Origin of the sequence: Paenarthrobacter sp. FR1, from assembly GCF_051106045.1 — a bacterium.
Taxonomy (GTDB): Bacteria; Actinomycetota; Actinomycetes; order Actinomycetales; family Micrococcaceae; genus Arthrobacter; species Arthrobacter nitroguajacolicus_A.
On the sequence record NZ_JBPFSF010000015.1, the window covers coordinates 31,308 to 55,434 of the forward strand.

General features: G+C 63.2%; 28 protein-coding genes and 1 pseudogene. 9 read left to right on the forward strand and 20 right to left on the reverse strand.

All coding sequences use genetic code 11. The annotated features are described in order from the left end of the window. Positions 1-28: 28 nt before the first annotated feature. On the reverse strand, positions 29-682 hold the full coding sequence (locus tag ACR30Z_RS21335) for a cyclodeaminase/cyclohydrolase family protein (RefSeq protein ID WP_434374531.1): 654 nt from the start codon (positions 680-682) through the stop codon (positions 29-31). A 93-nt stretch (positions 683-775) separates the two neighbouring features. Here ACR30Z_RS21335 and ACR30Z_RS21340 point away from each other — a divergent pair, with 93 nt between their 5' ends. Beyond that, complete coding sequence (locus tag ACR30Z_RS21340; RefSeq protein ID WP_144652574.1) at positions 776-1,999, forward strand: amidohydrolase; 1,224 nt, start codon at positions 776-778, stop codon at positions 1,997-1,999. A gap of 57 nt (positions 2,000-2,056) precedes the next feature. Here the strand turns inward: ACR30Z_RS21340 and ACR30Z_RS21345 are convergent, their stop codons facing one another. The 4 genes from ACR30Z_RS21345 to ACR30Z_RS21360 all read right to left on the reverse strand — a co-directional run bounded on the left by ACR30Z_RS21345 (position 2,057) and on the right by ACR30Z_RS21360 (position 5,098). Then, positions 2,057-2,338: a hypothetical protein gene (locus tag ACR30Z_RS21345; protein WP_434374532.1), complete on the reverse strand. Its 282-nt coding sequence runs from the start codon at positions 2,336-2,338 to the stop codon at positions 2,057-2,059. Further along, on the reverse strand, positions 2,328-2,765 hold the full coding sequence (gene fliS / locus ACR30Z_RS21350; protein ID WP_434374533.1) for a flagellar export chaperone FliS: 438 nt from the start codon (positions 2,763-2,765) through the stop codon (positions 2,328-2,330). The genes ACR30Z_RS21345 and fliS overlap by 11 nt, the downstream gene beginning before the upstream one ends. A gap of 3 nt (positions 2,766-2,768) precedes the next feature. Next, positions 2,769-4,154: a flagellar filament capping protein FliD gene (gene fliD / locus ACR30Z_RS21355; RefSeq protein WP_434374534.1), complete on the reverse strand. Its 1,386-nt coding sequence runs from the start codon at positions 4,152-4,154 to the stop codon at positions 2,769-2,771. 107 nt (positions 4,155-4,261) lie between these two features. Continuing rightward, positions 4,262-5,098 carry a flagellin gene (locus ACR30Z_RS21360; protein WP_278251948.1) on the reverse strand — a complete coding sequence of 279 codons (837 nt, stop codon included), beginning with the start codon at positions 5,096-5,098 and terminating at the stop codon, positions 4,262-4,264. 237 nt (positions 5,099-5,335) lie between these two features. Here ACR30Z_RS21360 and ACR30Z_RS21365 point away from each other — a divergent pair, with 237 nt between their 5' ends. Genes ACR30Z_RS21365 through ACR30Z_RS21380 form a run of 4 tightly spaced genes read left to right on the forward strand, consistent with a single transcriptional unit; the run spans position 5,336 to position 8,557 of the window. Beyond that, on the forward strand, positions 5,336-5,818 hold the full coding sequence (locus ACR30Z_RS21365) for a flagellar protein FlgN (protein ID WP_144652531.1): 483 nt from the start codon (positions 5,336-5,338) through the stop codon (positions 5,816-5,818). Between the two features lie 31 nt (positions 5,819-5,849). Beyond that, the gene (gene flgK, locus ACR30Z_RS21370; RefSeq protein ID WP_434374535.1) at positions 5,850-7,283 is read left to right on the forward strand and encodes a flagellar hook-associated protein FlgK; all 1,434 of its coding nucleotides are present in this window, start codon (positions 5,850-5,852) and stop codon (positions 7,281-7,283) included. Between the two features lie 3 nt (positions 7,284-7,286). Continuing rightward, a complete protein-coding gene (flgL, locus tag ACR30Z_RS21375; protein WP_144652529.1) occupies positions 7,287-8,174 on the forward strand; it encodes a flagellar hook-associated protein FlgL in 888 nt (295 codons plus the stop codon). Further along, positions 8,171-8,557, forward strand: coding sequence for a flagellar assembly protein FliW (locus tag ACR30Z_RS21380; RefSeq protein WP_144652528.1), 387 nt, complete (start codon positions 8,171-8,173; stop codon positions 8,555-8,557). The genes flgL and ACR30Z_RS21380 overlap by 4 nt, the downstream gene beginning before the upstream one ends. 159 nt (positions 8,558-8,716) lie before the next feature. Here the strand turns inward: ACR30Z_RS21380 and ACR30Z_RS21385 are convergent, their stop codons facing one another. From ACR30Z_RS21385 to ACR30Z_RS21395, 3 genes are all read right to left on the reverse strand, one after another. Then, positions 8,717-8,929, reverse strand: coding sequence for a hypothetical protein (locus ACR30Z_RS21385; RefSeq protein WP_434374536.1), 213 nt, complete (start codon positions 8,927-8,929; stop codon positions 8,717-8,719). Positions 8,930-9,012: 83 nt separating this feature from the next. Then, positions 9,013-9,228: an aldo/keto reductase gene (locus tag ACR30Z_RS21390; protein WP_434374537.1), complete on the reverse strand. Its 216-nt coding sequence runs from the start codon at positions 9,226-9,228 to the stop codon at positions 9,013-9,015. Between the two features lie 61 nt (positions 9,229-9,289). After that, positions 9,290-10,297 carry an NAD(P)/FAD-dependent oxidoreductase gene (locus ACR30Z_RS21395; protein ID WP_434374538.1) on the reverse strand — a complete coding sequence of 336 codons (1,008 nt, stop codon included), beginning with the start codon at positions 10,295-10,297 and terminating at the stop codon, positions 9,290-9,292. A 102-nt stretch (positions 10,298-10,399) separates the two neighbouring features. On the opposite strand from ACR30Z_RS21395, the gene ACR30Z_RS21400 reads away from it, so the two are divergent. Continuing rightward, complete coding sequence (locus ACR30Z_RS21400) at positions 10,400-10,987, forward strand: helix-turn-helix domain-containing protein (protein WP_144652525.1); 588 nt, start codon at positions 10,400-10,402, stop codon at positions 10,985-10,987. Here ACR30Z_RS21400 and ACR30Z_RS21405 read toward each other — a convergent pair. Continuing rightward, the gene (locus ACR30Z_RS21405; protein WP_434374539.1) at positions 10,984-11,286 is read right to left on the reverse strand and encodes a helix-turn-helix domain-containing protein; all 303 of its coding nucleotides are present in this window, start codon (positions 11,284-11,286) and stop codon (positions 10,984-10,986) included. The genes ACR30Z_RS21400 and ACR30Z_RS21405 overlap by 4 nt on opposite strands. A 68-nt stretch (positions 11,287-11,354) precedes the next feature. On the opposite strand from ACR30Z_RS21405, the gene map reads away from it, so the two are divergent. Beyond that, a complete protein-coding gene (gene map / locus ACR30Z_RS21410; RefSeq protein ID WP_434374540.1) occupies positions 11,355-12,131 on the forward strand; it encodes a type I methionyl aminopeptidase in 777 nt (258 codons plus the stop codon). A 99-nt stretch (positions 12,132-12,230) separates the two neighbouring features. Here the strand turns inward: map and ACR30Z_RS21415 are convergent, their stop codons facing one another. Together ACR30Z_RS21415 and ACR30Z_RS21420 are read right to left on the reverse strand one after the other, a co-directional pair. Then, positions 12,231-12,527 (reverse strand): hypothetical protein, encoded by a 297-nt coding sequence (locus ACR30Z_RS21415; RefSeq protein WP_434374541.1) that lies wholly within the window; start codon positions 12,525-12,527, stop codon positions 12,231-12,233. A gap of 76 nt (positions 12,528-12,603) precedes the next feature. Next, entirely contained in the window at positions 12,604-13,749 is a 1,146-nt protein-coding gene (locus tag ACR30Z_RS21420; protein WP_434374542.1) for a DUF222 domain-containing protein, read from the reverse strand. Positions 13,750-14,026: 277 nt separating this feature from the next. Here ACR30Z_RS21420 and ACR30Z_RS21425 point away from each other — a divergent pair. Together ACR30Z_RS21425 and ACR30Z_RS21430 are read left to right on the forward strand one after the other, a co-directional pair. Then, a pseudogene (locus ACR30Z_RS21425) lies at positions 14,027-14,188 on the forward strand (agmatine deiminase family protein); the annotation flags it as partial. Positions 14,189-14,200: 12 nt separating this feature from the next. Beyond that, on the forward strand, positions 14,201-15,739 hold the full coding sequence (locus tag ACR30Z_RS21430) for an APC family permease (RefSeq protein WP_434374543.1): 1,539 nt from the start codon (positions 14,201-14,203) through the stop codon (positions 15,737-15,739). A 96-nt stretch (positions 15,740-15,835) separates the two neighbouring features. On the opposite strand, the gene ACR30Z_RS21435 is transcribed toward ACR30Z_RS21430, so the two are convergent. The 9 genes from ACR30Z_RS21435 to ACR30Z_RS21475 form a co-directional block, all read right to left on the reverse strand. Continuing rightward, positions 15,836-16,381 (reverse strand): AMIN-like domain-containing (lipo)protein, encoded by a 546-nt coding sequence (locus tag ACR30Z_RS21435; protein ID WP_434374544.1) that lies wholly within the window; start codon positions 16,379-16,381, stop codon positions 15,836-15,838. 216 nt (positions 16,382-16,597) lie between these two features. Then, complete coding sequence (locus tag ACR30Z_RS21440) at positions 16,598-16,900, reverse strand: DUF4193 domain-containing protein (RefSeq protein WP_090820569.1); 303 nt, start codon at positions 16,898-16,900, stop codon at positions 16,598-16,600. A gap of 126 nt (positions 16,901-17,026) precedes the next feature. Beyond that, the gene (locus ACR30Z_RS21445) at positions 17,027-17,254 is read right to left on the reverse strand and encodes a hypothetical protein (RefSeq protein WP_434374545.1); all 228 of its coding nucleotides are present in this window, start codon (positions 17,252-17,254) and stop codon (positions 17,027-17,029) included. 74 nt (positions 17,255-17,328) lie between these two features. Next, positions 17,329-18,534, reverse strand: a complete 1,206-nt coding sequence (lhgO, locus tag ACR30Z_RS21450) for an L-2-hydroxyglutarate oxidase (protein WP_144652519.1) — start codon at positions 18,532-18,534, stop codon at positions 17,329-17,331. 122 nt (positions 18,535-18,656) lie between these two features. Beyond that, the gene (locus ACR30Z_RS21455; protein ID WP_434374546.1) at positions 18,657-19,151 is read right to left on the reverse strand and encodes a DUF805 domain-containing protein; all 495 of its coding nucleotides are present in this window, start codon (positions 19,149-19,151) and stop codon (positions 18,657-18,659) included. Between the two features lie 320 nt (positions 19,152-19,471). Further along, positions 19,472-21,022, reverse strand: a complete 1,551-nt coding sequence (gene menE / locus ACR30Z_RS21460) for an o-succinylbenzoate--CoA ligase (RefSeq protein WP_434374547.1) — start codon at positions 21,020-21,022, stop codon at positions 19,472-19,474. A gap of 11 nt (positions 21,023-21,033) precedes the next feature. Then, positions 21,034-22,359 carry an MFS transporter gene (locus ACR30Z_RS21465; protein ID WP_434374548.1) on the reverse strand — a complete coding sequence of 442 codons (1,326 nt, stop codon included), beginning with the start codon at positions 22,357-22,359 and terminating at the stop codon, positions 21,034-21,036. Positions 22,360-22,404: 45 nt separating this feature from the next. Next, positions 22,405-22,860: a MaoC family dehydratase gene (locus ACR30Z_RS21470; RefSeq protein WP_144652515.1), complete on the reverse strand. Its 456-nt coding sequence runs from the start codon at positions 22,858-22,860 to the stop codon at positions 22,405-22,407. Positions 22,861-22,890: 30 nt separating this feature from the next. Then, positions 22,891-24,126 (reverse strand): acyl-CoA dehydrogenase family protein, encoded by a 1,236-nt coding sequence (locus tag ACR30Z_RS21475; protein ID WP_434374549.1) that lies wholly within the window; start codon positions 24,124-24,126, stop codon positions 22,891-22,893. Between the last annotated feature and the right edge of the window lies 1 nt (position 24,127).

Here is a 24,127-nt window from a genome sequence, read left to right on the forward strand (position 1 = left end):
AGGCTAATTTTGCAAACGTGGTGCGCTTTTAAGAACCTGCCGTGGTCGGTGCCGCCTTCCGGTCCACGCTTGCCGTCAGCTCGTCAATTCGATCCAGGGCTTTGCTCAGCCGGTCGACGGTTTCCCAGAGGTGTGGGTGATCTTCCCGAACTTTCTCCAGGTCGGCCCCAGCCGAGGTGAGGGAGGAAAGGTCGAAACTGACGTTGGTACGCGCACCGGCGATCGCCGCCCTGAGCGCTCCGAAGGCCACTACGACGTCAGCTATCAGCGCGGGATTGCCGTTTTCAGCCAGCCACCCCAGGTCTTCAATGGCTTCGATAGCCCGCTCGCCCAATACAGCGGAGGCCTTCGCCGCATCCACGGATGCCCGGTGAATCGCGTCTTCACGTTCAGGGCCAGGGGCCAGCCGGAATGCAGCACCGAAGGCCTTGGAAGCCGCGGCGTCTTCATCGGCCAGGTGCAGGGCGGTTTCACGCAGCGCCCGGGACCGCCCGTGAAGGTCTGCCAACTCCGCGTGGCCTCCTTCCGTGTACCCAGCCACCATGGAGGTCAGGGACGCGGCGATGGCCAGCATCACCCCTGTCCCGGCACCACCGCCAGGAGAACCAGTGGACTCCGCCAGAGCCAGCGTCCAATCCTCCACCGTGGATATCTGCGTCGTCACTGATTCGGAATCATTCATGCCACCCAGTGTGCCCGGCTTTTCCCAGCCCGCGAAGATATTCGTGTGGATACACTGGCCAAACGGACGGCGTCGAACGAAAAGGGCAAACCCATGACCATTGACCTCGAAGAGCTTTACAAAGACCTGCACTCGAACCCCGAACTTTCCTTTCAAGAGGTCCGGACAGCCGGGATCGTGGCCGGGCACCTCGAAAACCTGGGCTTCACCGTGCATCGCAACGTAGGAAAAACCGGCGTTGTGGGTGTCCTCGACAACGGGCCAGGACCGGTGGTCATGCTCCGTGCGGACATGGACGGGCTGCCCGTCAAGGAGGCTACCGGCCTGGACTACGCAAGCATGGCAGTCGGCGTCGATCATGAAGGCAAAGACGTTCCAGTCATGCACGCCTGCGGGCACGACGTCCATGTGAGCTGCCTCGTGGGCGCAGTGGAGGCCCTCGCGGGCCAAAAGCAGGATTGGCAAGGCACCCTCATTGCGGTGTTCCAGCCGGCCGAAGAATGGGGCGGTGGCGCCCAAACAATGGTTGCCGACGGTCTTTACGGCCTCGTCCCGAAGCCCGACGTCGTCCTGGGCCAGCATGTGGCGCCGTTTCCCGCAGGATGGTTCGGCATCCGGCCCGGCGTCACCATGGCGTCCGCGGACTCCCTCAACGTGACCCTGCATGGCCGTGGCGGTCACGGTTCCCGGCCGGAAACCACCATTGATCCGGTGCTGATGGCGGCCTCAGCAACCGTTCGCTTGCAGGGAATCGTGTCCCGTGAGCTTGCGGCCAGCGATTCTGCCGTCGTGACCGTGGGACAGATCCACTCGGGGTCCAAGAACAACATCATTCCCGAGACCGCCACCCTGGGACTGAGCATCCGCACGTTCAGCGATCCCATCAGGGAGAAGATCCTGGGCTCGATCGAGCGCATTGTGCGTAGCGAATCGACGGCATCCGGGTCACCGAAGGAACCGGAGTTCGACTACGAGGAGCGCTTCCCGCTGACAGTCAATGACGAGTCTGCCGCCGGGAGGGTAACAGCGGCGTTCCGTGCGAAATTCGGCGACGCCAAGATCATTGATCCGGGTCCCGTGTCAGGCAGCGAAGACGTTGGAGAGCTCGCAACCGCTGCGGGCGCTCCCCTGGTCTTCTGGTTCCTGGGCGGAGTGGATGCGTCCTACTTCAAGGATTGGGCCGAAACAGGCCGGCTTCCGGAGGATATTCCGTCCAACCACTCGCCGTACTTTGCGCCCATCATCCAGCCGACGCTGACCGCCGGCACCGAGGCACTGGTGACAGCAGCACGGGAATTCCTGGGCAGCCCAAAGTAGCTCGCATTAGTGGTTGTTCAGCGGCCTCGGAACAACCACTAATGCCAGCCAGTTGGGTCAGCCGCGCACGTCCAGCAGCAGCGGACGGTCCGAGCCCGGCCCCGACGGCACGGCGTCGATGGCACTGAGCTGAGTGCCGGCGTCGTGCTTTGCGCGATTGAGGATGGCGAGCGCGTCCGCTTGGGCGTCCAAGACCCGGCGGGCGCGGTCAGCCAACGACGCCGGCAAGGGCCCTGCGTCCAGAGGCGGCGTCCACGGCGGAACAACCTTTCCGGAAACGGCCAAGGCTATGTCGCGTTCGAAGCCGTCCAGAATCGCGGACCAGGGATCAGGCGACACCAAGTGCCCTGCCGCTCGGAACAGCGGTGGCGGGCGCCTCGGCCGACAACTGCGCCGCGGCTTCATGCCAGCCCTGGCGCAGCGGTTCGAGGAGCTCAATGCACTCCTTGGTTCGCTCCACGTCGCGGTAGATGTTGGCGCCGATCAGCGCTTCCATGGAGTAGTCGTAAATGCTCGCCAGCGAAGCTGCCCCGTCCCAGGCATCGGTCCGGAGGGTGGCCCGGAGCTCGGCCACGATGGCTTGGGCGTGCAACAGGTTCTCGCGGGCCACGTCCCAGCTGGTGGACTCCTGCGCGAGTTGGGCGCGCTTGAGGTCCAGCAGGAGTCGGTCGTACAGCATGGTGAGCAGCCGTGCGGGCGGTGCGGACAGGACGGCGTCGTCGTTGTAACGGGAGAGTTGTTGCGCGCGGAGTGCACTGTAAGTCATGGCTTATTCTCCTGTGGACTGCTTAGAGAGGCTGGAAATCTGGCCGGACAGCCAGGCCGACTGGGACTGGAGCCCGCCCAGCATCACTTCCATGTTGGTGTACACGGCTTGGAGGGTGGCGCGGCGTGTGATCAGGCGCTGGTCCCAGTCCGCGATCCTGTTGCCGAGATCGCGGACTTCAGACTCGCGCCCCTTGATGAGGCCGGACACAGACCCGCTGTACGGATCGGCGGCCGCCGTCGCGGCGTCTGCGACACGTACCGCGAGGCCCTGCACGGCAGCTTGGGCTGCGGCGGGGTCGGCAGCCAGGGCCTTGGAGAACTTTTCGGCTTCGAACGTGAAGTCGCCGTCTTTGGTGATGTTGATGCCGTACTCAGCCGGCGACTTGCCGTTGATCGGCCGGGACAGCGCGGCGAGGACTTGGTCGTTGACCGCACGGACGGTGCTGTTGCCCGTAAAGATACCTGCCTTGGGAACAGTGGCACCCTTGGCATCGGTCGTCTGGGAAACCGCCGTGTAAATGGCGATGAACCCCAGGACGTCGTTGACGGACTTGACCAGCTCTTCGGCCTTCTTGGTAATGCCGGGGACATCGCTCGCCACAGTGATCGTCACGGGGCCGGTGGATACGGCCGACGCCGTCACTGAGACACCGGGAAGGACATCGGCGAAGGTGTTGGTGCCGGACGTCAGCACCTGCGCGGCGGGCGTTCCGGCGTACAGTGTCGCTTTCGCGTCCTGGGCGGACTTCACGACGGCGGCACTCGGGTCAGCCATCAAGTCCACCGCTGTGCCGGCGGTAACCTGCGCGGCGGTTCCCTGGTAAGCGGTGAAGGCACCTGCCGCGCCCGAAGCGGCGGCTGTCAGTTGCAGGCGGTACGTGCCGTTCCCGGCCGGTACTTTCACGGCCAGCGCGCCCCCGGACGCTGCGTTGATCGCCGAGACCACGTCATCCAAGGAAGTGCTCGCTGGAGCAATCTCGGTCTTCTTACCCGTGGAATCCACAATCGTGAGCCGGGCAGGAGCTCCGGCGCCGTCTGTCGGCCAGGAGGTCATTGCGGCAGTGACGTTGACCTGCGTCTGGGCCAGCTGCGTGACGGTGAGGTCGATCGACCCGCCGACGGCCGCCGTCGTCGTTTTCGCCGTGACCGAAGGTGAGCTGCTGGTGGCGGTGAAGAGGTTCAGGGCTCCCGCGGCGGCGTTGCCGGAAGCCACGCCCTTCAGTGCCGTGAGCTTGGTGTTGAACGACTGAAGCGTGGAAATGATGGTCTGGTTGGACGCCAGCTTGGTCTTGAGCTGGGTCTGCGGCAGGGCTTCGACGGACATCAGCGAGTTGATGATCGCGGTGGTGTTCAGGCCGCTCGCGAGGCCGTCGATGGCAGTTGCCACGGGTGTCCCTTCCGGATGACGTGCAGTTCAGAATGTCCGACGTCGGTCGGCCGGGCAGGGGGCCCGGCCGGCCGACGTCAACTCATGCGGCTGAAGATGGTGAAGGCTTAGCGCAGGAGGGACAGAACGCCCTGGCCGGACTGGTTCGCCTGGGCCAGCATTGCCGTACCTGCCTGGGACAGGATGTTGGCCTTGGTGTACTTGACCATTTCAGCGGCCATGTCCGTGTCAGCGATGCGGGACTGTGCCGCCTGCAGGTTTTCACCGGAGACGTTCAGCGTCTTGATCGCGTGGTCCAGACGGTTCTGGTTGGCGCCGAGGTCCGAACGCTGTGCCGAGACCGTGGTGATCGCAGCGTCGATAGCCGTGATGGTGGTCTGTGCTGCGGCGTTGGTGCTGACGTCGAAGCCGGTGGCACCGGTGGCCGAGGACAGGGTGCCCGCAGCCGTTGCAACGTCGCCGAGGGTAACGGCGATGGTGTCGTTGGCCGTACCTGCGGTGCCAACCTGGATGTTCTTGGAGCCACCCTTGAGCAGGTCGATGCCGTTGAAGTTGGTGGACTGGGTGATGCGGTCCAGTTCCTTGCCCAGCGAGTCGGCCTCATCCTTGATCGCGTCACGTGCTGCCGTGTTGTTGGTGTCGGATGCACCCTGGACTGCGAGGTCGCGCATGCGCTGCAGTACGGAGTGAACCTCGCCGAGGGCACCTTCGGTGGTCTGGATGAGGCTGATGCCGTCCTGGGCGTTACGTGCGGCAACCGCGGAGCCGCTGACCTGGGACTTGAGGCCTTCCGAAATGGCAAGGCCGGCTGCGTCGTCCGCAGCACGGTTGATGCGCAGGCCGCTGGAGAGCTTCTCCATCGACTTCGACAGGGTGTCCTGCGTGGCGTTCAGGTTGCGGTACGCGTTGTTCGCCATCAGGTTGTTGTTGATCTGCATGCCCATGTTATTTCCTCCATGATGTGGACTTACGGTGCGGCAGCCCATCCGTGGGCCGTCACACCCCACTATCGACAACCCTTGACGGACGCGTTAGGAAAAACTTCGGGAAAAGAATTCAGTGTTCCAAGGACGGGGCCGCCTAACGACAGCGCGCCGGCGGCCGATAGCTAGTGGGGAGTTGGCGGGAGGTACGCCATCACATCCCGCACCCGAAACCGACCAGAACTGGAGTTGACCCCCGTGGCCATCCATGAACTGTCAGCCCTGCTGTGGCGCGAGCGCGAACTCCTGGATCTCCTGACCTTCAAGCTCGAAGAAGAGCAGTTGCTGCTGACGGCCGGGAAGTCCCGCTGGCTGCCCCACGGCACCCGCGAAGTGGAACAGGTCCTGGACCGGGTCTCCAAGGCAGGGCTCGCCCGCGCAGTGGAGATCGCAGCCGTGGCGGAGCAATGGGGCGTCTCGGCGGATTCTTCGTTGGCCGAACTGGCTGCGGCAGCACCGGACCCTGCCTGGGCCGAAGTCCTCACCTCCCATGTGACGGCGATGCGCCAGCAGGCAGCTGCCATCAAGGAACTCCGTGACGCCAACGAGCAATTCCTTCGCGCGGCCGTCCGATCCACCCAGGAAACCTTGGCCGACCTGAAACCTGCAGCGGGTACGTACGACTCCCATGGCAGGACCGGGGAATCGTCGGCAGCCCACCTCGTCGACCGGCAATTCTGACCAAGCGGTTGGACCAGCAAAGGACATTCACGTGAGCACTTTCGGCGGACTCAACACGGCATACCGTGGACTCACCGCAGCGCAACAGGCCATCAACCTGGCCGGGCAGAACATCGCCAACGCCACCACCGCCGGCTACACGCGGCAGCGGCTGGAACAATCCGCCATCGGCGCACCCAGGCCGGTGGGGCTCAACCCGACCACCGCCCAGGCCGGCCAAGGCGTCTCTGTCGACGGGATTGCCCGGCTGGGCAGCAGCTTCCTCGACGCCGGAGTCCGGAGCACCGCGGCACAGTCCGGTTTCGCCGGAATCCGGTCCACGGAACTGCAACGGCTGGAAGATGCGCTGCAGGAACCTGGCCCGCATGGGATCTCGACGGCGTTGCACAACTTTTGGGCGTCGTGGCAGGGAGTCTCCAACCACCCCGGGGAGTCCGCTCCGGCGTCGGTCCTCTTGGAAGCGGCCGCAACGCTCAGCGAATCCGTCTCCGCAGGCTATAAAGCGCTGGATTCCCAGTGGAGCCGTCTGCGCGGCGAAGCGTCGGCCACGGTGGATGAACTGAACGCTGCGGCGGGCCGGGTGGCCGACCTCAACGCCACCATCCGTTCCGTGCTGGCATCCGGCGGTTCCGCGAACGAACTCATCGACGCCCGGAACCAGATGACGGAATCCATAGCGGCGCTGGCGGGCGGCACAGTTCGTGAAAATGCCGACGGCACCGCTGACGTGTTCATCGGTGGCAACGCCTTGGTCTCGGGCACATCGCACCGGGAACTGAAGCTGGCGGGACAGGCCTCCATGGGCGCGGCCGGGCAGCCGGTCCAGCTGGAATGGGCGGACCGTTCCGGCGTCGCAGTAAACCTCGACGGCGGACAACTCGCCGGGGCGGTGTCACTCCTGGCCCCCGCAGCCGCCGGAAGCAAAGGAGCTGGCACGGGCGGAGCGATCGCTGAAGCAGCCGCGGCCTACAACGCTTTTGCCACGCAGCTCATGAACGACGTCAATGCCGTCCACCGAACTGGCCAATCCTCCAGCGGTGTGGGCAACCTGGATTTCTTCACCAGTACACCGGGAGTTCCCGTTGCACTGTCCCTCCGCGTGGTTCCCACGAACGCAGCCGGAATCGCGACAGGCGCGGCAGGCTCGGGCTCATTGGATGGCAGCATCGCCGACGCCGTGGCACAGATCGGTTCCGGCCCGGGCGCCCCCGACACCTTTTGGAGCGGTGTCGTGGCCGGCATTGGCATGGCCTCCAGGTCAGCCCAGCAGCACTCCCAGTTATCGGACGCGGCGAGTGCGGCCGCCGTCGAACAGCGTTCTTCAGGTGCGTCGGTCAGCCTTGACGAAGAAAATGTTGCCCTGCTCGCCAGCCAGCACGCCTACCAGGCTGCGGCCCGCGTGATGACCGCCATCGACGAAGCCCTGGATGTCCTGATCAACCGCACCGGATTGGTGGGAAGGTAAGCCGTGCTCAATCGTGTCACCAACCAGATGATGTCAGCCTCTGCCCAGAGGAACCTGCAGTCTGCCCAGTCCCGGCTCGCCGAGCTGCAGGAACGGGCCATGACCTTGAAGAACATCAGCCGCCCGTCGGACGATCCCGCCGGCGCGGCGCAGGCCATCGCCATGCGCGCACAGCTCAGCGCGGCCGCGCAGTACGGCACCAACATCAGCGACGGCAACGGCTGGCTGGCCGCCGCCGATACAGCCTTGGGCCAGTCAACCAACATCCTCAACCGGGTTCGGGATCTGGTGGTCCAAGCCTCCACCGGAACACTCAACAGCACCGCAAAGGAGGCGATCGCCGTCGAGCTTGAAGGCTTGGGCAAGGACCTCCTCACGCAAGCCAACACGCAGTATTTGGGCCGCAACGTCTTCGCCGGCAGCTCGGACACCGTAGGCGCTTTCACCAACACCGCTCCCCCATCGTTTGTGGGCCCGGGCGGCAGCTCGGTGGAACGCCGCGTTGATGCGGCACGGACCGTCCGGGTGGATTCCGACGGCGCTGCCATCTTTGGTGACGGCGCCGGCTCCGTCTTCGCCTTGGTGAGTGACGTCGTCGCGGACATCCGCTCCGGAGCGAATCCCAACGCGCGGCTGGCCGCCATCGGCGAGCGGATCAAGACGGTGATCGATGGCAGGGCCGATGTGGGCATGCGGCAAACGCGCCTGGGCCAGGCCCAGGATTCTTTGGAAGGGATGAAGGCTACGCTGGAAACTCAAAGGGCCCGCGTCGAAGACACGGACTTGGGAAAGGCGGTCATGGATTTGAAATTGCAGGAAACCAACTACCAGGTGGCGCTTGCCGTCACGGCCAAAGTGCTGCAGCCGACGCTCATGGACTTCCTTCGATGAGTACGGCACTGGCGTTCGACACTTTGACGTTTGCCGCCCCCATGCCGGGTTTGGAGTCGGCTGAGGGTTTCTCCCTGCGCGGTGTTTACGGCGCCGAGGGGTTGTACGCCTTGGAAGTTGCCGAACCGCGTGTGCGCATGTTCGTGGCTGATGCCGCCGTGTACGTACCTGACTACGAGCCCACTGTTCAGGTTGACGTGTTGGAGGCGTTGGGCGTTGCCTCCCTTTCGGAGATGACGGTGTTGGTGGTGGTCAACCCGACACCGGAGAAAACCACGGTGAACCTCATGGCACCCATCGTGCTGAATCCGGCGAACGGCGTCTGCCTCCAGGTGATTTTGGATGGCGCCAAGTATCCGCTCCGGGCAGAGCTGGCGCGGTAGCCTGTTCCACTCCAGGAACACGAAAGGCACTGTGAACACGAAAGGCTCTACGAACACGAAAGGCTCTACGAACACGAAAGGCTCTACGAACACGAAAGGCACTGCGGGCGCAGCGCCTTTCGTGCTTTTCGGTGTTCTTCGGTCCTGCCCAGGGCGTGCCTAGACTTTCTCGCGGATGCGGTCGATCTTCGGTTCGGGAACCTCTACATCCCTGCGACGGCGGGCCAGGAAAGTCCACAGCATTCCTTCTGCCTGCGGACGCTTCCCTGCAGGTGCTTCATCCTTGCCTGCATCAGACGTGTGCATCTCGGGCTTGCGCGCGGAGTCCTTCTTCGTGCGCCGCTCGAAGTCGTCATAGTACGCGTAGCACATACCAACCTCCTTCAACGGCTGTCCTTTAATGGTCCTCTTGTCAGCGGTGCAAGTCGACAGTTTTTCGGGACCGGGCGGTGGATTCAGTCGATCCTGCGTCCGCCCAGCCAGCTGACCATGGCCGGATCGCGGTGATCGAAGAACAGGCTGACCCGGGTATCGAGCATGGCGATCCGGCCCCTCTGATCTTCCGTCAGGGTGAAATCGAAGACATCCAGGTTCTGTGCCATCCGCTCCCGCCGAAAAGACTTGGGAACGACCACAACATCGCGCTGGATCAGCCAACGGAGCACCACCATTGCCGATGATTTCGCCGCGGCGCTGCGAGTCGGGTCAGGGTGCCGTTCTACACGGCCGCCCTCATCGTGACACGGTTGACAGCCGTGCTGCCTCTACAGCAAGGCCGGTCTCCTCGGTGATGAGCTCGGCGTTGATAAGGGCTCCCGACATGACACCTGCCGCGGCTGACGCCATCACCTGCCCGGTCAGGTCCGTTACGTTGCCCGCCGCATAGACACCAGGCACGGACGTGGCACCGCCTTGTGGATTCACTTCGACATGGGTCCCTACCCCCATGGGGTGCTCGACGGACGGAACTCCCAAGGATTCCAGTACTGCGGACCGTGCCTCCATGCGGGGTCCGGTGACAACAGCTTCCACGGGGATTACCGTGCCGGAGGCCAGTACGACTCCGCTCAGAACGTCGTCGCTCACTTCCAAGGACCGCACTTTGCCGTCCACTACGGTGATGGAACGCGCAGCAAGTTGCTCCCACTGCTCTTCCGTCGGCTCCACAACATCGTTCAGGAACAGGGTGATATTGGTGCTCCACTGCCGGAACAAAAGAGTCTGGTGCAAAGCCATGGGGCCGGAGCCCAGGATGCCAATGGCCTTGTTCCGGACCTCCCAACCGTGGCAGTAGGGGCAGTGCAGAACATCTTTGCCCCACCGTTCGCGAAGGCCTTCCACGTCGGGCAGTTTGTCCACCAGCCCGGTGGTGACGAGCAAACGGCGCGCCCCCACCATCCGCCCATCGGCCAGGTCCACTTCGAAGGCCAGTTCCGGGCCGACGGCCGGGTCCGCCGTCGAACGTGCCGCAACGGCGACGCCCTCAACAATGTCGACTCCATACTGGCTGGCCTCTGCGCGTCCCAGGGCCAGTAGTTCCTTAGGGTTGATTCCGTCCCTCGACAGGAACCCATGCACGCCCGCAGCTGGCGCATTCCGCGGCTCGCCGGCGTCGATAACGAGGACGGACCGAAGGGCCCTTCCCAACGTGACGGCCGCACTTAACCCAGCTGCGCCACCTCCGACCACAACGACGTCATATTCCTCAGCTATGTGGCTCTGGTTTGATTGTTCACTCACTATGCCTCCACGGTTTTCGGGCGACTGCATGCCGCTCCTTCCATGGTTCGATACCCCCGGCAGTATCAGCAAGGATTTTTGCTGCTATGGCAAACTGGACGCATGACTACCGATTTCAGCTCACTCCTCGACGCCGTCGGTCCCCGCCTTCGCGCCATGCGCACCCAACGCAACGTAACGCTCGCGGAAGCATCGGAGGCAACAGGCATCTCTGTCAGCACGCTTTCAAGGCTGGAGTCGGGACAGCGAAAACCAACACTCGAACTCCTTCTTCCGATTGCGCGACTGCACCAGGTCCCCCTAGAAGAACTGATCGACGCCCCGGAGACAGGAGACCCCCGCATCCATCTCAAGCCGCATGTGCATCACTGGGGCACCGCGCTCCCCCTCACCCGACGCCCCGGCGGAATCCAGGCGTTCAAGATGGTCCTGAAGAGTGGGACGGGCAAGGAGATTCCAGAACCCCAATCGCATGAGGGCTACGACTGGATGTACATCCTCAACGGCAAGCTGCGGCTGGTCCTGGGAGAGAAAGACTTTGTCCTGAAGCCGGGCGAAGTAGCGGAATTCGACACACGCACGCCGCACTGGTTTGCCAGTGCCACATCAGAGCCGGTGGAGCTCCTTACCCTGTTCGGCCAGCAAGGCGAACGCCTTCACGTACGGGCCCGCCCCAAGCGCCAGGGCTAGGAGGCCAGCCACTCCCGAGCGTTTCTTCGGGCGCCAACTGGCTCGACACCAGGTTCAGGCCGGTTGATTTCAGCCCACACCTCATCGAGGGAAAGGCCCAGGACATCGGCGATCGCAGCGACAGTGGGGAAGGCCGGGGTTGCCACGCGGCCGGACTCGATTTTTCGCAGGGTCTCGGGAGAGACGCGGGCATCGAGCGCTGTCTCCAACATGGAGCGCTCGCCCCGAGCGCGACGCAGAAGAGCACCAAGACGCTGTCCGCGCTCGGCCTCTGCGGGTGTAAGCGGCAACCTGACCATGGCTCCAATTCTAATACCGGGATAATATGGCCGGGATAGTTATTGGTCACATGAGAGAAAGTTGCCGCATGATCGAGATCCTTAGCCCAGCCGAACTGCTTCGCGCAAAGGAGGCGGGTGCTCTGGTCGCCAACATTTTGCACACCCTAAAGGGACGTTGCACGGTGGGGACAAACCTCTTGGACATCGACCAGTGGGCAAAGGCCATGATCCTTGAAGCGGGAGCCGTATCTTGCTACGTCGACTACGCTCCTTCCTTCGGGCGCGGGCCCTTCGGCCACTACATCTGTACCGGAGTCAACGATGCCGTCCTGCACGGCTTACCCAGGGACTACGCCCTCGCCGACGGCGACCTCCTGACACTCGACCTCGCCGTCTCCCTTCGCGGCGTCGCTGCAGACTCTGCCATCAGCTTCATCGTGGGCGAATCCAAACCTGCGCAAAGCGTGGCCATGATTGACGCGACCGAACGCGCCCTGCGTGCAGGGATCGCAGCCGCCCGCCCCGGCGCCCGCATAGGCGACCTCTCGTACGCCATCGGCTCAGTCCTCAGCGAGGCCGGCTACCCCGTCAACACTGAGTTCGGCGGCCACGGCATCGGCTCAACCATGCATCAGGATCCCCACGTACCCAACATGGGACGGCCCGGTCGCGGATACAAGCTGCGCCCCGGCCTGCTTCTTGCACTGGAGCCCTGGGTCATGGCCAACACCGCCGAACTGGTCACTGACGCCGACGGATGGACGCTCCGAAGCGTCACCGGTTGCCGCACGGCTCACAGCGAGCACACGATTGCCATTACTAAGGACGGAGCCGAAATCCTCACGCTGCCGACACTCCCCTAGGCAGCTGACTGGATTGGTCCTGCCATGCCCGCCATGGTGGACTGACGCCGATTCGCAGGCACCCCGACAAGAGAGCGCTCCAGGCGTGGGCTCTGGGACCTAAAAACGGTTAAGGTTCTGCCGCTCTTGCCGGGCAAAGTCTGGCACGGCCCGATCCGTATCTTCGGACGAAGCATCAACCACGGCACGCCCATCGCCTGCGGAGCGATCCCTCCCCGGCAAAGGTGGGGCTTGGGAACGGTAGGCATGCCCCGTGGGCGTGCGGAGTTCGAATGTGTGGACATGTCCGTTGATCGGGCTCGCGGTCCAGCCGGGGTTTTCCTTGGTGTGGTTGCAGGCTTCGCAAAGTCCAGCCCCGTTGGTCACTGTAGTAGTCCCGCCGGAGTGCCACGGCACGACGTGGTCGATGTGGCGGATGGGCGCGTCGCAGTAAGGAGTGCGGCAGGTGTCGTCGCGGGTTTCGATGAACCGTCTAAGCCACGCTCGGCGGGACTTCCATGCCCGACGGCCTCCCCGCGACTTCCTGTCTCGGCGGCCCAGACCGTGCCGTCCGCGAGTTTTGGTGCGGCAAGGACCCGAAGCCCGGCTGCAGGCCCTGCTGCTGCGAGAACTCGGAACCTGCCTTCGGCTTGTGTACTGATGGGGCCGCCCTTCCGGCTCCAATAAGCGTTCTGGCCCATTCCGCCGGGACGATTCCGTAGCCTTTGAGACGGGCTGGTTCGGAGTCGCCCTGAAAGAGTGTCCGGTCGGTCATGACGAGCTGCAGATCTACCCCTGTGATGCCGCCGGATGTGCCGGTGATGCATTCGACGAGGGTATCCGCCATGACCTGGCCACGGCCCCGGACATCCCCACTGGAACGAGCCGAATCAGCAGCCCGGGTCAAAGCCGCGTAGGCAGCCACGCCCTGGGCGCCCGGAAGCAGGGCCGTCAGATATGTCATGGTGTCCGGCGCCGGACGCAGGCTTACGGTCCGCTCGGTCGCGGCATGACTGGCACGCCGGGCCACCGACCGCGGATCACGCCGGTACGCGGCGGCTTTGACCGCGGCAACGATCGCTTTGTCGCCCTTCCCCTCGAACGTACCGGTATCGGCTGCGAGGTCCTCGTCGACCGCAGCCCGGTCCTCGACACTGAGGCAGGCTGTTTCTTTCACGAGCAGGGTCGCCCGCCACTCGTTGAGCTGACCTGACTCCAACGCGGCCAACGTACGCGGCATCTCCGTCACCAATGCCTTCGCGAGGCCGAGCAACTGGGAACCCTTGTTCGGGGACTCCCGCCGGGCCAGCGCCACCTGCGACCCGACACCCTGGCCTCGCTCGGACGAAGGAACACCGGCCTCGGCTTGTTCCTGACGTTGCGCCAGATCAAAAGCCACGGCAATCCGCGCCTGCAAAGCAACGATGGCCGACTTCATCGCCTCCAGCGCCCGCAATTGATCGATCAGATCACCGCTGATAGGACCGGAGGGGCCGGATTCGTCAACGAGTGGATCTGTCAGCCGAGCACCTCGCCCGGAATCGACCGCCAATGCGCCCGGAAGAGAGGCAGGAACTGGCGCAGGAACAAGCGCAGCGGAGACTGCTGCCCCCGTTTGCCGTTCCCGAATCTGCTCCATGTCCACACTCTCCCAGAGGGCACCGACATTATTAGCGGCCTCCTGTACACCCCAGCCAACGCCCACCCCGCACCAGTCATAAACGAATGGCATTGTGGACCCTTCTTGCGCTCAAGCGTGACTCCCGCCATACTAAATGAACGCTATTCATTTAGTGATTGTCGTCTCACGGAGTATTTGCCACCATGATTGAAAACCCCACTCGGCGCCGCGCCAGCACAGGCCCAACCCGAGGAAGTCTTCGCGTGAGCGCTAGGTGCATGCCGTCCCAGACGACGTCATCGCCTGCAGTTTCAACGACCCCATGGACGAGAAAGCCCTCCGCATTCTCGCCGATGCCTACCCCGGCCGCCGCGTGGTCAGTGTTGACGCGCGCGAACTCTTTGCCCGGGGCGGCGGTATCCACTGCATCACGCAGCAGCAGCCTTCGGCCATCTAGAAAGGGCCTCACATGAGCCAGACAATCCGCCGCGGCGGCAGTGCACCCGCACCGTCGCACGACATTAGCGGCAAGGGACTGAAGACGGGGCAGCTGGGGCTCCTCGCCGTCGTCGTTCTTGGCATTTCAACCATCGCCCCGGCGTACACCCTCACCGGCGCGCTCGGTCCAACCGTCAATGAAGTCGGGCTGCAGTTGCCTGTGATCTTCCTGATCGGCTTCATCCCGATGATCCTTGTATCGCTCGCCTACCGGGAGCTTAACGCAGACTCGCCGGACAGCGGCACCACGTTCACCTGGGTCACCAAAGCGTTCGGCCCGTGGGTGGGTTGGATGGGTGGCTGGGGTCTTCTCGCGGCAAATATCATCGTCCTGTCCAACCTGGCCGGCGTTGCAGTGGACTTCTTCTACCTGTTCCTGGCGCAGGCAACGAGCTCGCCCGAGCTCGCCGACCTCGCCTCGAACAAGCTGCTCAACGTGGCCACCTGCTTCGTCTTCGTGGCGCTGGCCGTCTGGATCAGCTACCGGGGCCTGCACACCACCAAGATTGTCCAGTACGGTCTGGTCGGATTCCAGCTGCTGGTGCTGGGCCTGTTCGTAGGAATGGCGTTCGCCAACTGGTCTACGTCAGAGACCGCGGTCCCGTTCAGCTGGGATTGGTTCGACGTCACCAAGATCGAAACCTTCGGTCAGATCGCTGCCGGCATCTCGTTGTCGATTTTCGTCTACTGGGGCTGGGACGTCTGCCTCACCGTGAACGAGGAAACAGCCAACGGCAAGAAGACCGCCGGCCTCGCAGGCACGCTGACAGCGGTCATCGTCTTGGGCATCTACCTGCTGGTCACCATCGCTACCATGATGTTCGCCGGCGTGGGAGACACCGGAATCGGCCTGAACAACGCCGACAACCACGCCAACGTGTTCACCGCACTGGCATCACCGGTGATGGGGCCGTTCGCCATCCTGATGTCACTCGCGGTGCTGTCCAGCTCCGCGGCGTCGCTGCAGTCCACGTTCACCTCGCCCTCGCGCAGCCTGCTGGCCATGGCGCACTACGGCGCCCTGCCTGAGCGCTTCAGCCACATGAGCAAGAAATTCTCGACGCCGGGCTTCGCCACCATTGCGGCCGGCGTCCTGTCCGCGGGTTTCTACGCAGTGATGCACGTGATCAGCGAAAACGTCCTGAACGACACCATCTTGGCCCTCGGCCTGATGATCTGCTTCTACTACGGGCTGACGGCCATCGCCTGCGTGTGGTACTTCCGCAACAGCGTGTTCACCAGCGTCCGGAACTTCTTCCTGCGACTCGTCTGCCCGTTGTTGGGTGGAGTCGGCCTGTTCGTGGTCTTCCTGCAGACCGCCGTGGATAGCTGGGCGCCTGAATTTGGCAGTGGCTCGGAGATCTTCGGGGTGGGACTGGTGTTCGTCCTTGGCATCGGAATCCTCGCTTTGGGCGCCGTGGTCATGCTGATCATGTCCCGTGTCCGGCCCGGCTTCTTCCGTGGTGAAACCATCCGCAAAGACACCCCGGCCTTGGTGGTGCCTGAGTAGGAACACAGCGAAAACGCCGAAAAGCGGCCAGTTCGCCGGAGCTATCCGGCGAACTGGCCGCTTTCGCGCGTTCTGGCAGTCTTTCGGCGACCTCAGTCACCAGCGATGGGCGACATCCACTACCAGGCGAGACCCGCCGTCGGGCCCGTCCAAGGTGAAGACCCTGAACGGAAGCCGGGCACGGACGCCCAGGCCAATGCTCGTGGTGCCCTCGAAGCTGCCCGCGAAGACCACCTGACGGAATGTCTGGTAGCCCGATACGTTGGAGAGCTCTGCCTTGGCTGCCGGCACGTAGGTGGGCTGGCTGTACTGGTTGTACGACGGCGCCGTCACCACCACTTGCAGGTCCGCGTCACCGAGCACCGGGATGGGGAAGCCCGTTGCATCCTGGGTGACCACCGGAACGTACTGCACTGAATAGCCGGCCACCTTGCCGGTCACGTCGATCACCAGGCGGTCATAGCAGGGCTGCTGGCCGGTGCGGACATTGGTGACGTTGGCGGAGCTCATGTCGGGGTCGGCCTTAGCCAACGAACCCCACATGATGCCGCAGTATGATGCTGCCGAGGCTGGCCCCGGTACCACCAGACCGAGCCCGGCAGCTGTCAGGACCGCTGCCACACCCGCTCCAATTTTCCTCATTTTTTGTGCCCCCTTCAGGCGAAGTTGATACTTCAACAGTAGGAGCGGAGGCGAGGGTTTGGAGGGGTTGTGGCCGCTTCGGCGCATAACCGTTAAGAGGGCTGGCGAGTGGTCACAGGAGGGTGATCGGAAGGCGTGTTTAACCGCATTTTCCGGCGGTTTTGAGGGTCTTCGCGCACATGTTCGTGATCGAAGATAACGTGACCCGGGCGTTACTTAGCCTTCGCAGTCCTTGCAAAACTTGAGGCCATTCTTTTCCAGCGCAATCTGGGACCGGTGACGGACCAGGAAGCAGGAACCACACGTGAACTCGTCGGACTGCTCGGGGACCACAATAACGGTCAGTTCTTCGCCGGAAAGATCGGCGCCGGGGAGGTCGATTCCTTCGGCGGTATCGTTTTCCTCGACGTCGATGACTGCAGTCTGGGCGCTGTTCCCACGGGATGCCTGAAGGGCCTCAAGCGATTCGGCGGGAGACTCTTCTTCTGTCTTGCGCGGGGCGTCGTAATCAGTAGCCATTGAGGGTTCGCTTTCGTTGCTGCATAGTGCCTATACCGGCACCTCAGTGAAGCAGTTTAGGGCATAGTGCCCGCGAGAAACGAATAGTGTGCCCAACGCAACATTGTGCAGCTTTTCCGGCGATTCCTAGGGCTTTGTTCGAGCCATCTCCGCATGGGATTGGATGGCCTGCGCGCTGGCCACCGTAACGCCGCTGAGGGCAGGGAGCCAGGTCCAGTCGGTGGGTGTGCCGCGTCCGGCTTCGGAAACGTCCTCTGCGTCAGGGGCAGCGCAATCCTCAACATAGGCGGCCTCGATCCACGCCGCCAGGGTGGTGCCGATTGAGGTGGCCAACGAGGCCAATGATGCGATCATGCGGCAACGGTATCCAGCCTGGATTCGGGCACCGTTTCCGCCGCGTCACGGGCTTGTTAACTGTCGGTCCCGCATCAGTCCCGCAAAGCCTGCTCCACGATGTACTCCGCGATGGCCATGGACGACGTAGCCCCCGGTGACGGTGCGTTGCGCACCATCACGGTGTCCCGGCGTCGTGCGATCACAAAGTCGTCCACCAACGACCCGTCGCCGTTCATCGCTTGGGCGCGCACCCCGCGGGTGCCGGGAAGGACAGTGGCGCCCTCCAGTGAAGGTACAAAGCGCATGGCCTCGCGAATGAACTTTTTGCGGCTGACCACCGTCTGGAATTCGCGGACAGCGGACGGCACATTCTGCCGGGCGAAATTCCAGAAACCGGGGAACAGCGCGTAGTTCAGGATGTCGCGGACATTCACGGTATTCCACCCGTACGCCTCGCGCCCGAAGGAGATAAAGGCATTTGGTCCAAGCATCATTTCGCCGTCAATGCGCTTGGTCAAGTGAACCCCCAGGAATGGGTGCTTGGGGTCTGGCACCGGGTAGATCAAACCTTTTACCTGCTGACGGGATTCTTGGCCGAGAAGGAAATACTGCCCGAAGAACGGCACGATCCGGGGCATGGCCGGCTCACCCGTGGCTTCGGCCAATCGATCGGACTGCAGGCCGGCGCACGCCACCACGAGGTCGTAGTGTTCTCCACCGTCCTTCGTGTGAACCACCACGCCGCTGCTGCGCGGCTCAAGGGAGGTGACCTCCTGCCCCAGCCGGATGGTCCCGCCCGAGTCTCTGACGTCGTCGGCCAGTGCGTTGGTGATCGCCGTATAGTCGACTATGGCCGTTTCCGGCGAGTGCAAAGCAGAAAGCCCGACGGCGTTCGGCTCCACCTCGCGTATTTGGTCGCCGTACAGCATTCGTGCGCCGGGAACCCCGTTGGCTGTGGCTCGGGCGAAGATGGTATCGAGCCGCCCCGCTTCCTCGGGCGACTGGGCGATGACCAGTTTGCCGCAGGCCTCGTAGGGAAGGCCCTTCGCCGCGCAGAACTCTTGCAGCAGTGCCACTCCCCTGCGGCAGAGCCGAGCCTTCAGGCCGCCCGGTTCGTAGTAGAGGCCTGCATGAACCACACCCGAGTTATGCCCCGTCTGGTGCGCGGCGAGGCGGTCTTCCTTCTCGTAGACGGTGACCTGAACGTCGTCCAGCGTGTTGGCAAGTTCCCTCGCCACGGCAACCCCGATGATCCCGCCGCCAACCACGGCGCAGCGCTTGATGGTTCCAGTAGACATGGCACTCCTCGTCGTTGGGGTCGGTCCGCGTCACTCCACAGCATTTCACGGCGTGGTTGTGCGGGCATGCAAAAGGGGCGGCACATCTCGTGCCGCCCCCTTTTACTTATGTGCCGTTGTTACTACACCTTCGGCTGGTCGAAGCGCTGACCGGCCGGGTTGGAAGGCAACAGCGCGAATACGAAGAGCGCAAGGCCGCCCAAGCCAGGAACCAAGCCAATCAGTGCGACCCATCCACTGAAGTTGCCGTCGTGAAGGCGACGTACCAGCAGGGCGATAGACGGGATAATGACCGCCAGGCCGAAAGCGATGAGCAGAATAAGCCCCACAACAAAACCAGCGCCAGGGACCAACGTTCCGTCATCGGAAACCGTCGCACCGGCGGCAGCCAGTGCGAGGAAGATGAATTCAAGCACAAGGCCAATAACACCCAATGCGAGGGCCGTCCACCAGTACTCGCTGCGGCTCGCACGGCCGGTGAAGTCCGTGTACTTCTTGAAGAATCGCTTGACTGCTGCGCCGATCGGGGCGCCGTAGTACGGAGCCCACAGCGGCGGCTCGCCGGCCTCTGGAGTATAGGGCTGGGTCTGTTGCGGTTGTTGCGGATAGCTGGTCATTTGTATTTCCCCCGGGCTAGGTGTGAATCATTGAGATGAGTCGTACTCAGTGATGAGTCGTGCTCATCGTAATGCCCCCGGAGCCAATGAGGCAGGGCGATGGAAGAAATTAACCCGGATTTAGCCCAGTAACGGAATATGTCGCCAAAAATGCTCCCGCGTAATTTAGCTTTTCACCAAGAATCGTTTCCTTAGGCGACGCTGAAGACGTCGATCTCCACCGAACCAGGCCGGCGCCGCCCTCAAGTTCCACGGCATATCCGGCGTCCAGCTCGGTCAGTTCGGCGCTGCGGAGGATCTGGAAGTCTCCGGAACAGCGCTCACAGTGCGAATTGCTTCCGGAGATCGGTCTTGCGGATCTTGCCGCTGGCCGTGCGCGGCATCTCTTCCACGAACACCACGGACTTGGGGATCTTGTAGCGCGCCAATCGTCCGTCCAGATGCGAGCGCAGCTGCTCTTCGGTCAAGGCAGCGCCTTCCCGCAAAGTCACGATCGCCCTCGGGACTTCGCCCCATTTGTCGTCGGCGACTCCGATCACGGCCACGCTTCCCACAGCAGGCAATTCCGCAATGGCAGCCTCCACCTCCGCTGTGTAGATGTTCTCGCCGCCGGAAATGATCATGTCCTTGATGCGGTCCGAGACGAACAGGAACCCTTCTTCGTCCTGGTGTCCCATGTCCCCCGAGCGGAACCAGGAGGAGTCCGCGTAGCTGTCGGCAGTGGCCTCCGGCCGGTTCCAGTATTCCTTGATGACGTTGGGCCCGGAGATCTGGATCTCCCCCACCTCGCCGGGAAGAGCGCGCCCACCCATGGGGTCGGCGATCCGAACATCCGTGAAGAAGTGCGGCAAACCCGCTGATCCGGCCTTCATCTTGGAGGCGGAGACCGGGAGCATGGTGGCTCCCGGGGCGGTTTCTGTCATGCCGTAGCAGGCGGTGAATCCGATGCCACGTTCCTCATAGGCGTCCAACACCCGCTGTGGAACGGCGGAACCGCCGCAGGTGAGTTTGTCCAGGGAGCTGAGGTCCGCCGTCGACCATTCCGGATGGTCGCAGAGCATCTGGAAGGTGGTGGGGACGCCGTTGAGGGTGGTGACTTTGTGCTGCCCGATCAGTTTCAGGACGCGACCGGCGTCGAACTTGGATTCGAGGACCACCGTGGCACCCTTGAGCAGCATCGGTAGCAGACCCATGTCCAGGGATGCGACATGGAAGAGCGGCGAAATCATGAGTGCTATGTCGTTCCGGTTCAAGTCCATATCCACCACCGTGTTGATGCAGTTCCACGTGATGTTGCCGTGCGTCAGCAGCGCACCCTTGGGTTTCCCTGTAGTGCCGGAGGTGTACAGGATCATGGCGCCGTCGTCCAGGGACACCGCGACATCCATCGCTGTACCGTCCGAGGCGCCAATCACCTCCTCATAAGGTTCGACGCCGGTCGGCAGCTTAACCGCGGACCTTTCGGGGCCGCCGTCGGGAGCCACCACCAGACGGTGGGTTACCTCGGTGTCCTTCAGCGACGCGGCGGCCACCTCCTCCAGCGCGTGGGCGTTGACCAGCAGCCGTGCCCCGGAGTCCTGCAGCTGGAACTGAAGCTCGGGTGCGGCGAGCCGTGTGTTGAGCGGAACGAAGATGGCTCCGATCAGGCCACAGGCGAAGAAGGTTTCCACGAAGGATGGGTGGTTCTCGCCAAGGTAAGCCACCCGGTCGCCTTTGGCCACACCCCTGTTCTTGAGGGCACCGGCCAAGAGGTCGGTCCGTTCGGCGAGCTCTTCGTAGCTCAGGGCATGGGCGCCGGAAATCAAGGCTGTTTTTGACCCCGACTTGGCTCGGCGGCGGTGCAGCCAGGATCCAACTCCGTTGTTGTCCATGGTGCTTTCTCCTAACTGACCGTAGAGAGGTCGTTGTTCTTAGACTCCCGCGTCAGCAGGATGAAGACAATCGACACCAGGGACATAGCGGACAGGAAGACCACCACGGGGATGATGCTCTGCCCTGCGTCCTTATAGAGTCCGGCGACGATCCCGGGCGTGAACCCCGCGCCGATCAAGGTTGCCAGTTGGTAGCCGACGGCGGCACCTGTGTAGCGGTTGGTGGTGCCGAACTGCTCTGAAACGAACGCTGCAAGGGGTCCGTACAGCGACGAGTGCAGGACCAGCGCCACGGTGAACGCCAGGAAGACCAGGGCGACGTTGCCTGAGCTGAGCATCCCGAACATCGGGAACAGGTAAAGGATGAACAGGGCCAATCCGGTGACCATCACTGGGCGCCGTCCGAAGCGGTCGGATAACCTGCCGCCCAGGAGGACGAACAGGATGGAGATGGCCGAGGCTCCCGCAAAGGCATAGAGCACGCCCTGCTGCGGAGCGCCCTTTGACACTGCGTATGTCACGGAGAACGTGGGCAGCACAACCTGGAGGCCGAAGCCTGCAGCACCGGCAAACCTGATCATGATGAGTGCCTTGGGACGCTTCAGTACCTCCAGCAGCGGGATTTTGCGCTTGGTGCTTTGCGCGCTTTCTTTGGCCACGGCTTCGGCGAAGATCGGGCTTTCTGATACGCGGAGGCGGACGAACATGCCGACGATCAGGAGGACGAAGGACAGGAGGAACGGTACGCGCCAACCCCAAGCCAGGAAAGCCTCCTGGGGAAGGGCGGAGAAGATGCCCATGACCACGGTGCCCAGGACAGCGCCTGTGGGTGCACCCGCATTCACGAATGATGCCGCAAAGCCGCGCCGCTTGGGATCTGCGTGTTCCAGGGCCATCAGCGCTGCCCCACCCCATTCACCGCCGACGGCGATGCCCTGGCATACACGCAGGATCACCAGGATCACGGCTCCCCAGGGGCCAATGACGCTGGCTCCCGGAATCAGGCCGATCAGGGTTGAGGCGATGCCCATCATTGCCATGGAAATGATGAGCATTCCCTTGCGCCCGATGCGGTCTCCGAAGTGTCCGAAGATGATGCCGCCCAAGGGCCTGGCGATGTAACCGGCGGCGAACGTTGCGTAGGCTGCGACGACGCCCACCCATTCATCTGTTCCGGCGAAGAACACTTTGGGGAAGGCAACCGCTGCGGCCGTTGCGTACAGCAGGAAGTCGTAGAACTCGATGGTGCTGCCCAGATAGCTGGACATGATGACCGTGCGCGCCTCTTTGCGCTTTGCGGCCGTGCTCGTTGGTGCGAGCGCAGTGTGTCCTGACATGGCTGTTCCTTGGAGAGGAGGGAAGGGGTTACTTGGAGATGCGTTCTATTTGTAGAACCGCGCGAGGAATTCGGCGACGACGGCGGGCCGTTCCTGGCCTTCGATTTCGATGGTGGCGTTGACCTTGATCTGGGCGCCACCCTTGACCTCGATGACCTCGGCGATTGAGCCCTGCATGCGGACTTTGGAGCCCACCTTCACCGGGGAGGTGAAGCGGACCTTGTCCAGCCCGTAGTTGACCTTGGTGGTCACGCCGTCAACGTCGAACAGCTCGCCCCAGAACGGGATGATCAGGGAAAGGGTGAGGAAGCCGTGGGCGATGGGCGCGCCGAAGGGGCCGTCCTTGGCCCGTTCGGGATCGGTGTGGATCCACTGCTGGTCGTCTGTGGCGTCCGCGAACAGGTTGATCTGCTGCTGGGTGATTTCGCGGTAGTCGGTGGTGCCGAGGTCCTTGCCGGACATGGTGAGCAGGGTGTCGAAATCGACGACGAGATTGGGCATGGTTGCCTCCTGTGTCTTGTTTGAAGAGATTTAGTTAGTAAAAGCACTGATGCCCGTGAGGGCGCGCCCGATGATGAGGGCGTTGATCTCGTGCGTGCCTTCGTAGGAATAGACGGCTTCCGCGTCGGCATGGAAACGCGCGACGTCGGCGGCGAGCGTAATGCCATTACCGCCCACCACTTCGCGGGCCAAAGCCACGGTTTCGCGCATCATTAGCGACGTCTGCATTTTTGCCAGTGCCGAGTCCTGGTCCCGGACAACTCCCCCGGACTGCTGTTCGGTCAGGCGGACTACCAGTGACAGTGATGCCGTGATGTTGCCGAGCATTCGGGCCAGTTTCTCCTGGACCAGTTGGAAGGACCCCAAGGAGCGACCGAACTGCTGACGCTCCTTCACATACGCCAGGGCGGCTTCGAAGGCACCAGCCTGGATGCCGGTGGCGATCCAGGCAACATCCGAACGCATGGCCCGAAGCATTGCGGCCACGTCCTTGAAGGAGTCCACATTGTGAAGGCGCATAGCTTCCGGGACGCGGACACCGTCCAAGGTGATGTGGGCGTTCTGCATCATCCGCAGCGAGGTCTTCCCGTGGATTTTCTCCAGGGTGACACCTGCCGCGGTTCGGTCCACCAGGAACGCTTTGACCTGTCCATCGGCGATGTCCCGGGCGAACACACACAGCACATCGGCTGTGGAGGCTCCCCCGATCCACCGTTTGGCGCCGTCCAAAACCCAGCTGCCGCCGTCGGGCCCTGCTGCGGAGTTTGTTTCGATGCGGGCGGTGGTTGACAGGCCTCCGGCGATGTCCGAGCCGTGCTCAGGTTCGGTGAGGGAAAAGACGCCCTTGAGCGAGAAGTCGATGACCTTGGGCATCCACTCGCGCTGTTGCTCTGCCGAGGCTCCCACCCGAATGGCTGTCCGGAACAGTCCGGCCTGCGCCGTGTACCAGGTAGCCAAAGAAGCGTCCGTGCGGGCCAGTTCGAAGATCCGGAAGCCTTGGTAGATCCCGCGTACGGGGCCGTTGACTGTGAGGTCTGCGGGTTCCATCAGGTCAAGGTCGATCAGCGGCTGACTGAGCTGCTCAGGAAACTCGCCCCGTTCCCAGTACTCGGCCAGAAGGGGCTTGGCCTCGGCGTCCAGGAAGTTCCGCAACCGGGCCAACACTGTTCGCTCGTCCGTGGTGAGCAGCGCTTCGGCGTCGTACCAGTCCGCTACGTCGTAGAGCCGCTGATCCGTGCCCGTCCCCAGTGTCGCAGTGGTGGACATC

What these genes read in the sequence shown, in the direction of transcription:
- ACR30Z_RS21420 (WP_434374542.1), bottom strand. Translation starts at nt 13,749, where the DNA reads ATGGAGCAGATTCGGGAACGGCAAACGGGGGCAGCAGTCTCCGCTGCG.
- ACR30Z_RS21435 (WP_434374544.1), bottom strand. Translation starts at nt 16,381, where the DNA reads ATGAGGAAAATTGGAGCGGGTGTGGCAGCGGTCCTGACAGCTGCCGGG.
- ACR30Z_RS21440 (WP_090820569.1), bottom strand. Translation starts at nt 16,900, where the DNA reads ATGGCTACTGATTACGACGCCCCGCGCAAGACAGAAGAAGAGTCTCCC.
- ACR30Z_RS21430 (WP_434374543.1), top strand. Translation starts at nt 14,201, where the DNA reads ATGAGCCAGACAATCCGCCGCGGCGGCAGTGCACCCGCACCGTCGCAC.
- ACR30Z_RS21475 (WP_434374549.1), bottom strand. Translation starts at nt 24,126, where the DNA reads ATGTCCACCACTGCGACACTGGGGACGGGCACGGATCAGCGGCTCTAC.
- ACR30Z_RS21335 (WP_434374531.1), bottom strand. Translation starts at nt 682, where the DNA reads ATGAATGATTCCGAATCAGTGACGACGCAGATATCCACGGTGGAGGAT.
- fliS (WP_434374533.1), bottom strand. Translation starts at nt 2,765, where the DNA reads ATGACTTACAGTGCACTCCGCGCGCAACAACTCTCCCGTTACAACGAC.
- map (WP_434374540.1), top strand. Translation starts at nt 11,355, where the DNA reads ATGATCGAGATCCTTAGCCCAGCCGAACTGCTTCGCGCAAAGGAGGCG.
- ACR30Z_RS21470 (WP_144652515.1), bottom strand. Translation starts at nt 22,860, where the DNA reads ATGCCCAATCTCGTCGTCGATTTCGACACCCTGCTCACCATGTCCGGC.
- lhgO (WP_144652519.1), bottom strand. Translation starts at nt 18,534, where the DNA reads ATGTCTACTGGAACCATCAAGCGCTGCGCCGTGGTTGGCGGCGGGATC.
- ACR30Z_RS21380 (WP_144652528.1), top strand. Translation starts at nt 8,171, where the DNA reads ATGAGTACGGCACTGGCGTTCGACACTTTGACGTTTGCCGCCCCCATG.
- menE (WP_434374547.1), bottom strand. Translation starts at nt 21,022, where the DNA reads ATGGACAACAACGGAGTTGGATCCTGGCTGCACCGCCGCCGAGCCAAG.
- ACR30Z_RS21455 (WP_434374546.1), bottom strand. Translation starts at nt 19,151, where the DNA reads ATGACCAGCTATCCGCAACAACCGCAACAGACCCAGCCCTATACTCCA.
- ACR30Z_RS21340 (WP_144652574.1), top strand. Translation starts at nt 776, where the DNA reads ATGACCATTGACCTCGAAGAGCTTTACAAAGACCTGCACTCGAACCCC.
- ACR30Z_RS21405 (WP_434374539.1), bottom strand. Translation starts at nt 11,286, where the DNA reads ATGGTCAGGTTGCCGCTTACACCCGCAGAGGCCGAGCGCGGACAGCGT.
- ACR30Z_RS21360 (WP_278251948.1), bottom strand. Translation starts at nt 5,098, where the DNA reads ATGGGCATGCAGATCAACAACAACCTGATGGCGAACAACGCGTACCGC.
- ACR30Z_RS21390 (WP_434374537.1), bottom strand. Translation starts at nt 9,228, where the DNA reads ATGGTGGTGCTCCGTTGGCTGATCCAGCGCGATGTTGTGGTCGTTCCC.
- ACR30Z_RS21445 (WP_434374545.1), bottom strand. Translation starts at nt 17,254, where the DNA reads ATGATCGCATCATTGGCCTCGTTGGCCACCTCAATCGGCACCACCCTG.
- ACR30Z_RS21465 (WP_434374548.1), bottom strand. Translation starts at nt 22,359, where the DNA reads ATGTCAGGACACACTGCGCTCGCACCAACGAGCACGGCCGCAAAGCGC.
- ACR30Z_RS21385 (WP_434374536.1), bottom strand. Translation starts at nt 8,929, where the DNA reads ATGTGCTACGCGTACTATGACGACTTCGAGCGGCGCACGAAGAAGGAC.
- ACR30Z_RS21400 (WP_144652525.1), top strand. Translation starts at nt 10,400, where the DNA reads ATGACTACCGATTTCAGCTCACTCCTCGACGCCGTCGGTCCCCGCCTT.